The organism is Sandaracinobacteroides saxicola (assembly GCF_014117445.1).
GTDB lineage: Bacteria > Pseudomonadota > Alphaproteobacteria > Sphingomonadales > Sphingomonadaceae > Sandaracinobacteroides_A > Sandaracinobacteroides_A saxicola.
Genome location: NZ_CP059851.1, coordinates 1,155,852 through 1,169,151, shown reverse-complemented (window position 1 = coordinate 1,169,151; position 13,300 = coordinate 1,155,852). Strand labels below are relative to the sequence as shown.

The 13,300-nt window shown below is 69.1% G+C and carries 13 protein-coding genes; 2 read left to right on the top strand and 11 right to left on the bottom strand.

The window, feature by feature from the left end:
• Positions 1–9: 9 nt before the first annotated feature.
• The 6 genes from H3309_RS05885 to H3309_RS05860 form a co-directional block, all read right to left on the bottom strand.
• Positions 10–744 (bottom strand): ABC transporter ATP-binding protein, encoded by a 735-nt coding sequence (locus H3309_RS05885; RefSeq protein WP_182297818.1) that lies wholly within the window; start codon positions 742–744, stop codon positions 10–12.
• Positions 737–1,981: a lipoprotein-releasing ABC transporter permease subunit gene (locus tag H3309_RS05880; protein ID WP_182297817.1), complete on the bottom strand. Its 1,245-nt coding sequence runs from the start codon at positions 1,979–1,981 to the stop codon at positions 737–739. The genes H3309_RS05885 and H3309_RS05880 overlap by 8 nt, the downstream gene beginning before the upstream one ends.
• 109 nt (positions 1,982–2,090) lie before the next feature.
• Positions 2,091–3,389 carry a proline--tRNA ligase gene (gene proS, locus H3309_RS05875; RefSeq protein ID WP_182297816.1) on the bottom strand — a complete coding sequence of 433 codons (1,299 nt, stop codon included), beginning with the start codon at positions 3,387–3,389 and terminating at the stop codon, positions 2,091–2,093.
• A gap of 323 nt (positions 3,390–3,712) precedes the next feature.
• Positions 3,713–5,362: a CTP synthase gene (locus H3309_RS05870; RefSeq protein WP_182297815.1), complete on the bottom strand. Its 1,650-nt coding sequence runs from the start codon at positions 5,360–5,362 to the stop codon at positions 3,713–3,715.
• Positions 5,363–5,438: 76 nt separating this feature from the next.
• Positions 5,439–5,810: a preprotein translocase subunit SecG gene (gene secG, locus H3309_RS05865; RefSeq protein ID WP_450097662.1), complete on the bottom strand. Its 372-nt coding sequence runs from the start codon at positions 5,808–5,810 to the stop codon at positions 5,439–5,441.
• Positions 5,811–5,886: 76 nt separating this feature from the next.
• On the bottom strand, positions 5,887–7,176 hold the full coding sequence (locus H3309_RS05860; RefSeq protein ID WP_182297814.1) for a DUF3422 family protein: 1,290 nt from the start codon (positions 7,174–7,176) through the stop codon (positions 5,887–5,889).
• 134 nt (positions 7,177–7,310) lie between these two features.
• Here H3309_RS05860 and H3309_RS05855 point away from each other — a divergent pair, with 134 nt between their 5' ends.
• Positions 7,311–7,703, top strand: coding sequence for a c-type cytochrome (locus H3309_RS05855; protein ID WP_182297813.1), 393 nt, complete (start codon positions 7,311–7,313; stop codon positions 7,701–7,703).
• Positions 7,704–7,805: 102 nt separating this feature from the next.
• Positions 7,806–8,177, top strand: a complete 372-nt coding sequence (locus H3309_RS05850) for a c-type cytochrome (protein WP_182297812.1) — start codon at positions 7,806–7,808, stop codon at positions 8,175–8,177.
• Positions 8,178–8,184: 7 nt separating this feature from the next.
• Here H3309_RS05850 and H3309_RS05845 read toward each other — a convergent pair whose 3' ends face one another.
• The 5 genes from H3309_RS05845 to ppsR are packed head-to-tail and all read right to left on the bottom strand — an operon-like array spanning position 8,185 to position 13,289.
• Positions 8,185–8,433, bottom strand: coding sequence for a hypothetical protein (locus H3309_RS05845; protein ID WP_182297811.1), 249 nt, complete (start codon positions 8,431–8,433; stop codon positions 8,185–8,187).
• Positions 8,434–9,606, bottom strand: a complete 1,173-nt coding sequence (locus H3309_RS05840; RefSeq protein ID WP_182297810.1) for a geranylgeranyl diphosphate reductase — start codon at positions 9,604–9,606, stop codon at positions 8,434–8,436.
• On the bottom strand, positions 9,599–10,915 hold the full coding sequence (locus H3309_RS05835) for a BCD family MFS transporter (protein WP_182297809.1): 1,317 nt from the start codon (positions 10,913–10,915) through the stop codon (positions 9,599–9,601). The genes H3309_RS05840 and H3309_RS05835 overlap by 8 nt, the downstream gene beginning before the upstream one ends.
• Complete coding sequence (chlG, locus tag H3309_RS05830; protein WP_182297808.1) at positions 10,912–11,820, bottom strand: chlorophyll synthase ChlG; 909 nt, start codon at positions 11,818–11,820, stop codon at positions 10,912–10,914. Before chlG ends, H3309_RS05835 begins: the two co-directional genes overlap by 4 nt.
• A 47-nt stretch (positions 11,821–11,867) precedes the next feature.
• Complete coding sequence (ppsR, locus tag H3309_RS05825) at positions 11,868–13,289, bottom strand: transcriptional regulator PpsR (protein WP_182297807.1); 1,422 nt, start codon at positions 13,287–13,289, stop codon at positions 11,868–11,870.
• Positions 13,290–13,300: the final 11 nt, after the last annotated feature.

Below are 13,300 nucleotides of genomic sequence, written 5' to 3'. Positions count from 1 at the left end.
GCAGCCCGATCAGGCCAGCCGCCCCTCATGCAGCCGAACCACCCGGTCCATGCGGCTGGCGAGCGCCTCATTGTGCGTCGCCACCAGCGCCGCCGCGCCTTCGCCCCGCACCTGCGCCAGAAAGGCGTCCAGCACCAGCGAGGCGGTCCCCTCGTCCAGGTTGCCGGTCGGTTCGTCCGCCAGCACCAGCACCGGCCGCGTCGCCAGCGCGCGCGCCACCGCCACCCGCTGCTGCTCGCCGCCCGAAAGCTGGCTCGGCCGGTGCGTCAACCGGTGCCCCAGCCCCAGCGCCTCCAGCAGGTCCGCCGCCCGCGCCCGCGCCGCGTCGGTCCGCGCCCCCGCCACCAGCTGCGGCAGCACCACATTCTCCAGCGCCGAAAAATCCGGCAGCAGATGGTGAAACTGGTACACGAACCCCAGCCTGTCCCGCCGCAGCGCCGTCCGCCCGCTGTCGTCCAGGCCCGCCGCTTCCACGCCGTCGATGCGGATGTGCCCGCCGAACCCCCCCTCCAGCAACCCCGCCGCCTGCAACAGCGTCGATTTCCCACTCCCCGACGGCCCCAGCAACGCCACGATCTCGCCGCGCGCCAGCGTCAGGTCCACTCCCCGCAAGACCTCGATCGCCTCTCCCCCCTGCGCGAACCGCCGCGTCAGCCCGACCAGCGCCAGCGCCTCTCCCCCGGCACGGGGAAGCGATCCGGCGTCAGCCGAGCGGAGGGAGCCGGCAACGCCTGCCTCACTCATAACGCAGCACGCTCACCGGGTCCGTGCTCGCCGCCTTCCACGCGGGGTAAATCGTCGCCAGGAAACTCAACCCCACCGCCAGCAGCACGATCCCCACCACCTCGCCCGGATCGGTCTTGCTCGGCAATTCGGTCAGGTAGCGGATCGACGGGTCCCACAATTCCGTCCCCGTCAGCCGGCTGAACCCGCTGACGATGCCCTGCCGGAACGCCAGCACCGTGAACCCCAGCACCAGCCCCAGCGCCACGCCCGCCACCCCGATCAGCGTCCCCACCGTCATGAACACCCGCATCAGCGCGGCGCGCCCGGCCCCCATCGTCCGCAGGATCGCGATGTCCCGCGTCTTCGCCCGCACCAGCATGATCAGCGAGGACAGGATGTTGAACACCGCCACCAGGATGATGATCGACAGCACCCAGAACATCACCGTCCGTTCGACCACCAGCGCCTCGAACAGCGCGCTGTTCATCTGCCGCCAGTCGGTCAGCACGCCCTTCCCCAGAAGCTCCCGCCCCAGCGGCGCCAGGATGCTCGCGACACGATCGGCATCCTCTGTCTTGATCTCCACCATGCCCACGGCATCGCCCAGGTTGAACAGCGTCTGCGCCGTCGGCATCGCCATCAGCACGAACGCCTTGTCATAATCGAAGATGCCCACCTCGAAGATCGCGCCCACACGATAGCTGACGATGCGCGGCACCGTGCCGAACGGCGTCACCTCGCCGGCCGGGCTGATGAGCGACAGGCTGTCCCCCACCTGCACCCCCAGGCTCTGCGCCAGTTGCGCCCCCACCGCCACCGTGTCCGGCTCCGCCAGGGCCTTCAGGCTGCCCGCCTTCACATTGTCGGCGATCACCGGCGTCCGCGCGATGTCGGCCATCGTCATGCCGCGCACCAGCGCGCCTTCCACCCGCGTGCCGAAACTCGCCATCAGCGGCGCCTCAATGAGCGGCGTGGCGCTCACCACGCCCGGCAGCGCCGTCGCCCGCGCCGCCACCCCGCGCCAATCCTCCAGCCGGCCGCCAAAGCCCTGCGCCACCGCATGGCCGTTCAGCCCCTGGATGCGGTCGAACAGCTCGGCGCGAAAGCCGTTCATCACGCTCATCACCGCGATCAGCGCCGCCACCCCCAGCGCCACCGCCAGCAAGCTCACGCCGGCCACCAGGAAGATGAACCGTTCCCCCTCCCCCGGCCGAAGGTAGCGCGCCGCGATCATCCGCTCCCACCGAAGAATCATCCCCCTCTCCCTTGATCCGGGGTCCCCGCGAACTTGTTCGCGGGGTGGTCTGGGGAGAGGGCGACTCGGCGAAGCCGAGCGGGGTGAGGGTGGGGCCGCGCAGGCGCCATCAGCCGGCAATCCGCGCCAGCGCACTCTCCAAACTCAGCTCCGCCTTCTCCCCCGTCGCCCGCCGCTTCAGCTCCACCGTGCCCGCGGCCACCCCCTTCGGCCCCACCGTCACCTGCCAGGGCAGTCCGATCAGGTCCATCGTCGCGAACTTCTCGCCCGGCCGCGCATCGCGCTCATCGTGCAGCACGCTCTTCCCCGCTGCCTCCAGCCGCCCCTGCACATCATCCGCCGCCGCGCGCACGCCGGCATCATCGGGCCGCAAATTCACCAGCCCGACATCATAAGGCGCCACGCTCTCCGGCCAGATGATGCCGTTCGCGTCATGGCTCGCCTCGATGATCGCCCCCATCAACCGGCTCACGCCGATGCCATAGCTCCCCATCAAGGGCACCACCGGCGCGCCGTCACGGCCCTGCACGCTCAGCCCCATCGCGTCCGAATATTTGGTGCCGAAGAAAAAGATATGCCCCACCTCGATGCCGCGCCGCTTCGCCAGCCGTTCCGCCGGCACCGGGCAGCCCGCCCCCGCCAGCACCTTCTCATGCTCCTCCGCCTCCATGGCATAGAGCCGCCGCAACGTCGCCGGCGCGTCCGGATCGCTGAGGTCAACGGCATCCAGCGCAGCGTCATAATAGACTTCGCTCTCCCCGGTATCCGCCAGGATATGGAACTCGTGGCTCAGGTCGCCACCGATCGGCCCGGTCGGCGCCCGCACCGGCACCGCCCGCAGCCCCAGCACCGCGAAGGTCTTCAGATAGGACGTGAACATCGCATCATAACTCGCCCGCCCGCCGGCCTCGTCCAGGTCGAAGCTATAGGCATCCTTCATCAGGAACTCGCGCCCGCGCATCACCCCGAACCGCGGCCGCACCTCATCGCGGAACTTCCACTGGATATGATAGAGCGTGCGCGGCAGGTCGCGGTAGCTGCGCACCCCGTCGCGGAACAGCGCCGTGATCATCTCCTCGTTGGTCGGGCCGAACAGCATGTCGCGCCCGTGCCGGTCGGCAAAGCGCAGCATCTCCGGCCCATAGGCGTCATAGCGGCCCGACTGCCGCCACAGGTCCGCCGACTGCACCACCGGCATCAGCATCTCGATCGCGCCGGCGCGGTCCTGCTCGCGCCGCACCACCGCCTCGATCCGCCGCAGCACGCGCAGACCCAGCGGCAGCCAGGCATAGATCCCCGCCGCGGTCTGGCGGATAAGGCCGGCGCGCAGCATCAACTGGTGGCTGACGATCTGCGCGTCGCTGGGCGTTTCGCGCATCACGGGAAGAAAAGTGCGGGACATCAACATGGCACCGTCCCTAGGCGATAGCGCCCTGCCTGCAAACCGCTTTCCGCGACCAACCCCACCACCCCCCTGTGGCAAGCCTGCAACAGCCGCGCCATTTGTCATGAACGGGTCATATTGCCCGATGACAGATGCCCCACCCCGTCCTAGCGTCCAGTGACCGAGAGCGGCGCAAAGCGGCCAGGGTTCAGGGTTTAGCCGGGGTAGGGCCGGCTCATGACTTTCGTCACGAAGGCGGCCGGGAAGCACCCCTTCCCGGCCGTTTTGTTGGTGAAGCGCCGTTTCGCCCATGTGCTGTTCATGGGTGAAACGCCATTTTGCCGGTGCTACACCAACCGGCTCTGCTTCAGCGCCGCCGCCACGAAGCTGGCGAACAGCGGATGCGGCTCGAACGGCCGGCTCTTCAGCTCGGGATGGAACTGCACCCCCACGAACCAGGGATGGTCCGGCCGCTCGACGATCTCGGGCAGCTGCCCGTCGGGCGACATGCCGCTGAACAGCAGCCCCTGCGCCTCCAGCCGCTCCCGCCACGCCAGGTTCACCTCATAGCGGTGCCGGTGCCGCTCGCTGATGCTGGTCGCGCCATAGATGCCCGCGACATGGCTGTTGCCGCCCAGCTCGGCCTCATAGGCGCCCAGCCGCATCGTGCCGCCCAGATCGCCGCCCTCGGCGCGTCGCTGCAACCCTTCCGCGCTCATCCACTCGCTGATCATCCCCACCACCGGGTCGGCGACCGGCGGATCATCCTTCTCGCGGAATTCGGTCGAGGTCGCCGCCGCCTCCCCCACCAGATTGCGCGCCGCCTCGACGCACGCCATCTGCATGCCGAAACAGATGCCGAAAAACGGCACCCGCCGCTCGCGGGCAAAGCGGATGCTGGCGATCTTGCCCTCCGCGCCGCGCTCGCCAAAGGCGCCGGGCACCAGGATGCCGTGCATCGGCTCCAGGCGCGCCGCCACATCGCCGTCCGGCGCCTCGAACAGCTCGGCATCGATCCACTGCACCTTCACCTTCACCCGGTTGGCGATGCCGCCATGCACCAGGGCCTCGTTCAAGGACTTGTAGGCGTCCGGCAGGCCGACATATTTGCCCACCACGCCGATCGTCACCTCGCCCTCCGGGTTCGCCAGCCGCTCCTGCACGTCGCTCCAGCGCCGCAGGTCGGGCGTCGCCGCCGGCTCGATATCGAACGCCCGCAGCACCTCGTCGTCCAGTCCCTCGGCATGATATTGCAGTGGCACGGCATAGATGCTGGGCGCGTCCAGCGCCGCGATCACCGCCTCCCGCCGCACGTTGCAGAACAGCGCGATCTTCGCCTTTTCGCCATCGGGCAGCGGCCGTTCGCACCGGCACACCAGCACGTCGGGCTGCACCCCCAGCGCCGCCAGCTCGCGCACGCTGTGCTGCGTCGGCTTGGTCTTCAGCTCGCCCGCCGCCGCGATGAACGGCACCAGCGTGACATGGACGGACACGCTCTGACCGCGCCCCAGGTCGTTGCGCAGCTGCCGGATCGCCTCGATGAACGGCAGCGATTCGATGTCTCCCACCGTGCCGCCGATCTCGCACAGCACGAAATCCAGGTCGTCGGTTTCCGCCCGCGCGAACGCCTTGATCGCATCGGTCACATGCGGGATCACCTGCACCGTCGCGCCCAGATAGTCGCCGCGCCGTTCCCGCGCGATGATCTGCTGGTAAATCCGTCCCGACGTCACATTGTCGGACTGCCGCGCCGACACGCCGGTGAAGCGCTCATAATGGCCGAGGTCGAGGTCGGTCTCGGCGCCGTCGTCGGTCACATAGACCTCGCCGTGCTGGTAGGGGCTCATCGTCCCCGGATCGACGTTCAGATAGGGATCGAACTTGCGGATGCGCACACGATATCCCCGCGCCTGCAACAGCGCCGCCAGCGACGCTGCCATCAGACCTTTGCCAAGCGAGGATACCACGCCGCCGGTGATGAAAATGAACCGGGTCATGGGAGAACAGGCTTAGCCGTGCCCCGCCGCCTTGTCACCCGTTCGCACCGCAAAAAACTGGGGACGAATCGCCGCCCTATTTCTGCAGCGGCACCGAATCCGCAGGGGCCGGGGCCGCCGGCGCGGGAGTCGCGGGCACCGCGGGGGCACCAGGAAGCGGCCCGATCGGTGACGCCGGCGCGGTCTGCCGCGCGAGCGACGTATCGATCGTCGTCGCCTTCTTGCCCTGCCCCGCCGCCAGGAAGGCAAGCAGCAGGCTGGTGACGATGAACAGCGTCGCCAGCGCGGTGGTGGAGCGTGTCAGCAGATCCGCCGCGCCCCGCGCCGACACCAGGCCACCCGTCGAGCCGCCGCCGATTCCCAGCCCGCCGCCCTCGGACTTCTGGATCAGGATCACCCCCACCAGCGCCAGCGCCAGCAGCGTGTGAACGACGAGCAGAAAGGTCATCAGCATGGATCGGGTCTCGGACGGAAAATCGGAAGCGCCGCACATAGGCGCGCGCCGGCGAAAAGGCAATGTGAAGCTAATCGCGCAGCATCGTCTCCCGCACCCGCCGCAGCGCCAGCCACGCCACCCCCAGCACCAGCGGCACCGACAGCGCCGTCGCCACCGCCGGATCGAGCTGCGGCACCCGGTCATGCAGCGCCTTGAACACATAGCCCAGCAGCCCGACCGCATAATAGGTCATCGCCACCACCGACAGGCCCTCGACCGTGCGCTGCAACCGCAGCTGCTGGTCGGACCGCCGGTCCATCGAGGCGAGCAGCGCCGCGCTCGTCGCCTCCGCCGCCACCTCCACCCGGGTGTTCAGCATCTGCTCGGTGCGGGCGATCCGCGCGATCACGTCGCGCTCCCGCTCCGCCACCGTGTCGCAGGTGCGCATCGCCGGCCCCAGCCGCCGCTCCATGAACTCGCCCAGCGTCTGCAACCCCTCGATCCGCACCTCCCGCAATCCGGCGATCCGGTCGAGCACGATCCGGTAATAGGCGGTCGCGGCGTTGAAGCGGAAACTCGTCCGCGCGTTCAGCTGTTCCGCCTCGCCCGCCAGCTCCGCCAGGCGCGCCAGCAGCCGCCGGTCGGCGTCGGCATCCGCCTCCTGCGCCAGCTGCGCCGCCAGCTCCGCCGCCTCGCGCTCGATCAACGCCACCTCGCCCGTCGCCTCGCCGGCAAGCGGGAAGGCCAGCAGCGCCATCATGCGATAGGTCTCGATCTCCAGCAGGCTGCGCGCCACCCGTCCGCACAACCCCGGATCATTGCTCGAATCCAGGCCCAGGAAGCGGGTCATCCCCAGCGCGTCCGGCCGGCAATCGGTGTAGATCGTCACCGCCCCGTCCAGCAGCTGCGCGCCGATCGCATCGCCCCCCAGCATCCCCAGCGGGGACGGCGCGCCCTCCCGGCTGCGGATTTCCAGCGTCGTCGCCACCAGCACCTCACCCGGCAGCCCTGCCAGCCAGTCCGCCGGCACCTGCTCGGTCGCGGTCTCCAGGAAGGGATGCGCGCGCTGCGCCGAGCGGAAGAAGGTCCAGGTCGAAAATTCGGTATGCCGCTCCCAGCGCAGCTGCCAGACGCCGGCGTCCAGCGCGCACCATTTGGCATCATCCGCCGGCACCGCGGCGCCATATTTCCGGCACAGCGCCGCCATGTGCGCCCGGTCGTCCGCCGCTGCATCCTGCCCCGACAGTGTCGCAATGCGCGTCGCGATCGCGGGCACCGGCATCGGGGTATAGGGGCGGGCATGCGCCTCGGCGATCAGCCGGTCGCGATCGGGATGGAAACGCCACCCCGGGGCCCGCGGAAATGACAAATCATTCATAAACTTCCCTCATCTCCACACGCCCCTGTGAAGAATGAGAGAGACTAGCCTATCGGCATGGAAACGTCTTGCGAAACCTTCACGCACTGTTAAGCCCCATGGTGCAGTATAAGCTGTCATCATGGGAGTGCCGCATGAAGCTGAATACCGTCCATCTCGCGCTGATCGCCACCGCGCTCGCTACTCCCGTTTCCGCGCAGACCTACGCCAGCATGAAAGGCAACGCGGCAAACGGCGCCAAGCTCTTCCTGCAATGCAAGGCATGCCACACGCTCACGCCGGGCAAGAACATGGTCGGCCCTTCGCTCGCCAAGGTCATCGGCCGCACCGCCGGCAGCGTCCCGGGCTATAATTATTCCGCCGCCAACAAGAAGAGCGGCATCGTCTGGACCGAGGCGAAGCTGTTCGAATATCTCGCCGGACCCAAGAAGACCGTCCCGGGGACGAAGATGGCATTCGCCGGCTTCCCTGATCCGCAGAAACGCGCCGACGTCATCGCCTACATCAAGGCCAATGGCGGCGCCTGACCCCTTGCGGCACCACGCCGCTGTCCCCGATTGCCAAAATCCTTGACAGCGGCACCGTCCTGCCCTTTGGCAAGGCCAAGACTTTGTTGCAAAGGAGCAAATATGCGCGTCCTCCCCCTGCTTTTCGCCCTCGCCGCCGCCCCCGTCTCGGCGCAGGCGATGCCAAAGGGCGATGCCGCCGCCGGCAAGGCGGTGTTCGTGCAATGCTCCGCCTGCCACTCGCTGAAACCCGGCCAGAACAAGATCGGCCCCTCGCTCGCCCGCATCATCGGCCGCAAATCCGGGTCGGTTCCGAACTTCAAATATTCCAAGGCCAATGCCAGCAGCGGTATCGTCTGGACCGAAGCCAATCTCTTCAAATATCTGGAAAACCCGCGCCGCACCATCCCCGGCACCACCATGGCGTTCGCCGGCATCAAGGATCCGCAGCGCCGCGCCAACCTGATCGCCTTCCTGAAGGCGAACGGCGGCTAAACGCTTGTTAACGCCGCGGCTTTTTCAGCCAGCCGCGGCGGTATAAATCCCATGCATGGATAAGGCCGGAAACCGCCAGCCAAATCATGGCGGCGCCCGTTCCCTGCCCTGACAGCACCGCCCGCAGCGCCAGCAGCATCGCCGCGCCCGGCAGCAGCGCCGCCAGCACGTCCGCCAGCGCCACCCGTCGCGCCAGCAGCACGCCCGCCTCCACCAGCAACACAGCCAGCACGATATCGACCGGCAGCGTCGTCAATCAGCGCACCGCACTGGCGATCAGGTGCCCCATGTCCTTGAAGAAGATGCGCGCATGCGCCGCCGGCCGGGCCTTCACCAGCTTCTTGTGCATATAGGCCTGCCAGGTCAGCGCCTGCACATCCTTGTCGGCGCACATGTGCACGAAGCGTTCGCGCCGCTTGTCGCTGCTGTACCAGAAATACTGCATCATCCGCAGCACCCAGAACACGCGGCCATGCGCCGCCATGAATTGCTTGCGCACCTGCCGCAGCAGCCGCGCGTCGCCCGTCGCCAGGAATCGGACGGCCACGTCCGCCGCCATCCGGCCCGAGGTCATGGCATAGAAAATCCCCTCGCCCGATGCCGGCGCCACCACCCCGGCGGCGTCACCCACCACCACCACATCGCGGCCATTGTCCCATCGGTCCAAAGGCTTCAATGGAATCGGCGCGCCCTCGCCGCGGACGGTTTCGGCATCGGTCAGCCCGCTCGCCGCGCGCAGCGCGCCCACCGCGTTGCGCAGGGCAAAACCCTTGTTGGCGCTGCCCACGCCGACGCTCGTGGTCTCGCCATGCGGGAACACCCAGCCATAAAAGTCCGGCGACACATGCCCCTGGTACCAGACGTCGCAGCGGCTGCCGTCGAAGTCGTTCGCCGGCGTCTCGATGATCTCGTGATAGGCGAACACGCATGGCATCCGGTCCGCGCCGGCGATCTCCGCGCACGCCACCGCCGATCGCGCGCCGTCGGCGCCGATCACCAGCTTCGTCTCCACCCGCGCCTGCGGGCCACCGCGGCCGACACGATACTCCACGAAGGTGCGCACGTCCTCGCGCACGATACGCTCGAAACCGCCGGTCCGCCGTTCCGCCCCCGCCAGCGCCGCCCGTGCCCGCAGCCACTCGTCATAATGTTCGCGGTCCACCATGCCCACGAACCCGTCGCCCACCGGCATGTCCACCGTCCGAGACGACGGCGCGACCATCCGGGCGGAGGTCGCCCGCGCCACCAGCATGTGCGGCGGAATGTCGAAATCCTCGATCGCCTTGGGCGGGATTGCCCCGCCGCAGGGTTTCACCCGGCCGGCGCGATCCAGCAGCAAGACATGCACGCCCGCCCGCGCCAGGTCGGTCGCCGCGGTCGCGCCCGCTGGCCCGCCGCCCACCACCACCACATCGAACCGCTCAGCCATATGCCAGCTCCTCTTTCCGTGCCTCGGCGTTCCCCGCCATGTCGATCCGCCGCGCCAGCATCGCCGCGCCCAGGAACATCAATGCCTCCGCTGAAAACACCAGCAGGAATGCCTCCGGCGTCGACCCCAGCAGCTGCCGGCCCATGTCCACGCCCACCGCGCCCAGCAGGCCGCCGGCGCCGAACGCCACCGCCTGGGCCGCGCCCCAGATGCCCATGCGCATCCCCTCCCGCCCTGGCGTTCCCATGCCGGCCAGGTCCATCATCGCCGCGATGGCGGAGACCGCGAAAACCCCGTTGCCGAACCCCAGCAGGAAGACATTCGCCTTCAACGGCCACCCAGGCCCCGCCAGCGCTCCCAGCCCCAGCCCGGTCAGCGCCAGCGCCGATCCCAGGCAGCCCAGCATCACCCAGCGCTTCAGCCCCGCGCCGCCCCGCCGGGTGAAGGCACGACCCCCCACCCCCACCAGGATCATGCCCAGCAGCACGCCCATATGCTGCACCGACGACAGCTTGGTCGAAGCCCCCGGGGTGAAGTTGAACACCAGCCCCGCGAACGGCTCCAGGATCATGTCCTGCGTGCTGTAGGCAAGCATCGACAGGAACACGAAGATGGCGAACCGCCGCGCCTGCGCGTCCTGCCACACCTCGGCCGCCGCTTCCCGGAACGGCGGCGGCGGCGCCTTGTCCGCCGCGGGAACCGCCCGCGGCTTCTCCACGCCCCACACCGCCAGCAGCGTCAGCAGGAACGCCGCCAGCGGCACCGTGCCCGCCACATTGGCCAGCCGCTGTGGCGTGAAGGGATCCAGGAAACTGCCCGACACCGCCGCCGTCACCACGATGCCGGCCACCATCATGATCCAGGTCAGCGCCGCCGCCGCCGGCCGCCGCGCCGGTGCCGTCTGCGTCGCCAGCAGCGCCAACAGCGACGTCCCCGCCGCCGCCACCCCCGCGCCGATCATGGTGTAACCCACGAACGCCATCACCGCCGCCCACAGCGGCATCTCGCGCATCATCAGTGTGGCGTTCGCCGCCAGCAGCCCGCCCATGCACAGCACGCCCATGCCGCCGATGATCCACGTCGTCCGCCGCCCGCCCACGTCCGAGCCATAGCCCCAGCGCGGCCGCGACAGCTGCACCACGAAATGCCAGGCGATCAGGCCCGCAGGCACCGCCGCGAACAGCGCATATTCCACCACCATGATGCGGTTCAGGATGGAGGTCGCCAGCATCACGATCCCGCCCAGCGCGCTCTGCACCAGCCCCAGCCGCACGATTCCCGGCCAGCCCAGCATGCCATCCCCGCTCATGCCCCACTCCCCAGCAACGATCCGATCCCGAAGGCCGACACCAGCATCCCCAGCACATAGGGCCCGACGCCCGCCCCGCCGTACCAGGGCGCGAACCGGGCCGGGTCGCGCAGCAGCCGCCGCATCGCCAGCACTTGGCACCCGATCAGCAGCGCCACCGCGCCGCCATGCCATGGCAGGCCCCAGCGCAGCAGCAGCGCCACCACCGCCAGCTGCGGCAACAGCATCACCGCGCATGCCAGCCGCGCCGCCCGCCCCTCGCCCAATATCACCGGCAGCGACCGGATGCCCATCGCCGCATCGCCGGCCACCGCCTTGAAATCATTCAGCGTCATGATGCCATGCGCACCGGCGCTATAGAGCAGCAGCAGCGCCAGGATGCGGCCATCGGGCAGCCCGCCCGCCATCACCGCGGCACCCGTGAACCAGGTCAGCCCCTCATAGGACAGCGCCACCGCACCCGGCCCCCACCAGCCGCTCATCTTCAGCCGCAGCGGCGGCGCGCTATAGGCCCAGGCGAAGAACAACCCCAGCAGGGTCGCCGCGAACACCCAGGGTCCGATCACCCATGCCACCAGCGCCGACAGCAGCGAGCCGGTAACCGCGATCCACAATCCCCATTGCCCGCCGACGCGGCCCGAGGGAATCGGCCGGTCGGGCTCGTTGATGGCGTCGACATGCCGATCATACCAGTCGTTCACCGCCTGGCTGGTGCCGCACACCAGCGGCCCCGCCAGCAGCACGCCGGCGAGCAGGAAACCCCAGCGACTCGACAGCGGCACGCCCGACGACACCACGCCGCACAGGAAGGCCCACATCGGCGGAAACCAGGTGATCGGCTTCAGCAGCGCCAGCACATCGCGCGGATGCGGTGCGGCGGGGGCGGGCAGCGTCAGCCAGGACATGCCGCATGCTATGCCTGACAGTTTCAACCGTCAATCAGGCTTGACACTCAATCCTCATCACCGCCCAGATTGCCCAGGCCGTGCCGATGCAGCTTGCTGTACAGGCTCTGCCGGCTCAGCCCCAATATTTCCGCGGCGCCCGCCCGGTTGTCACCGCTGTGCCGCAGCGCCGCTTCGATGCACAGGCGCTCGATCAGGTCGCTGCTCTCCCGCACGATGTCCTTCAACGGCACGCGCCCGACCAGCCCGGTCAACTGCTCGACCGAGCGCGACAGCGCCGTATCCCCCGCCGGCGTCTCATCCACCCGCGCCCGCACCGTCCGCAGCGCAAAGCCCATGCAGGCCACCGGCGACTCCACCGCCACCGCCGACACTTCGACCTCATGACTCTCGCCGGCGATGCTGCGCAGCACGGTTGCAAAGCCCTTCACCACGCCATGGTCGCGCACCTCGCTCGTCAACAGCCCCAGATCGATTCCCGGACGCCCCAGGAACCGTCCGAGTGGCGCCCCCAATACATCCTCCCGGCGCGCGACCGCGACCAGGTCCAGAAAGGCGCTGTTCGCGGTGGCGATCTCCATCCCCTCCCCCGCCACCACAAAGGCGTCGGGCATCCGCTCCAGCAGTGCCAGCAGCCCCGCGCCATCATCGCCGCGCGGCCGAATCTCCGCGGCATGCATCTGGATCAGCACGAAATTGCCCCGCTCCTGCCGGAACAGGCTCGCCGCCAGCTGCACATCGCCCCCGGCGGGCAGATGCAGCGTCAACGGCGCGCTGCTGCCGGCCTGCACCGCCCCCAGCCAGGTCAGCAGCGTGTCACGCGCACTGTCCCCGAACAGCGCCGGCAGGGAATTGCCGGTCAGGGCGGCGCCGCCCGGCGCCAGCAGCCGCTGCGCCGCGGGATTCGCCTCCATCACCCGCCGACTCGCCGCATCGATGATCAACACCGCCTCGCCGGCACGTTCGAACAACAGGCGATAGCGCAGCTCGCTGTGGCGCAGGCGAACATAGTCGCGCTCCATCGCCTGCTGCACGCGCAGCAGGCGCTGCTGGATCGCCGCCTCGGCGCGCATGTCCCGGCCGATCGCGATCACCCGCCCGTCATGCCCCGCCCCCGTTGCCAGATAGCGCATCGGCAATTCGCCGTTGGCGTCCGACCGGTGCGTGATCTGCCGCCAGCGTGGGCTGATTTCCGCCTGCGCGTCGCGCAGCATCTCGCTGATCTTCACCCGGCTCTCGACCGTCACCGTCTCCGTCCAGGGGCGGTCCATCCACTCCTCGGCCCAGGCCGCCGGCATGCCGCTCGCGCCCAGCGCCACGTCGCGGATCACACCGTCCTGATCGATCACCAGCGTCATGTCCCCGGCGGCGGCCAAAACCGTCGCCGCCGCCTCCGTGCCCAGCACGCCAAGCGTTTCATGCAGCGCCCGGAATGGAACCGGCGCGTCTCCGGGCAAGGGAGCATTCATTCCGTTCGCGG

Coding starts and splice junctions, on each gene's coding strand:
- H3309_RS05835 (WP_182297809.1), bottom strand. CDS start 10,915: ATGAGCGGGGATGGCATGCTGGGCTGGCCGGGAATCGTGCGGCTGGGG.
- H3309_RS05860 (WP_182297814.1), bottom strand. CDS start 7,176: ATGAATGATTTGTCATTTCCGCGGGCCCCGGGGTGGCGTTTCCATCCC.
- H3309_RS05850 (WP_182297812.1), top strand. CDS start 7,806: ATGCGCGTCCTCCCCCTGCTTTTCGCCCTCGCCGCCGCCCCCGTCTCG.
- chlG (WP_182297808.1), bottom strand. CDS start 11,820: ATGTCCTGGCTGACGCTGCCCGCCCCCGCCGCACCGCATCCGCGCGAT.
- H3309_RS05855 (WP_182297813.1), top strand. CDS start 7,311: ATGAAGCTGAATACCGTCCATCTCGCGCTGATCGCCACCGCGCTCGCT.
- H3309_RS05880 (WP_182297817.1), bottom strand. CDS start 1,981: ATGATTCTTCGGTGGGAGCGGATGATCGCGGCGCGCTACCTTCGGCCG.
- proS (WP_182297816.1), bottom strand. CDS start 3,389: ATGTTGATGTCCCGCACTTTTCTTCCCGTGATGCGCGAAACGCCCAGC.
- H3309_RS05885 (WP_182297818.1), bottom strand. CDS start 744: ATGAGTGAGGCAGGCGTTGCCGGCTCCCTCCGCTCGGCTGACGCCGGA.
- H3309_RS05870 (WP_182297815.1), bottom strand. CDS start 5,362: ATGACCCGGTTCATTTTCATCACCGGCGGCGTGGTATCCTCGCTTGGC.
- H3309_RS05840 (WP_182297810.1), bottom strand. CDS start 9,606: ATGGCTGAGCGGTTCGATGTGGTGGTGGTGGGCGGCGGGCCAGCGGGC.
- secG (WP_450097662.1), bottom strand. CDS start 5,810: ATGACCTTTCTGCTCGTCGTTCACACGCTGCTGGCGCTGGCGCTGGTG.
- ppsR (WP_182297807.1), bottom strand. CDS start 13,289: ATGAATGCTCCCTTGCCCGGAGACGCGCCGGTTCCATTCCGGGCGCTG.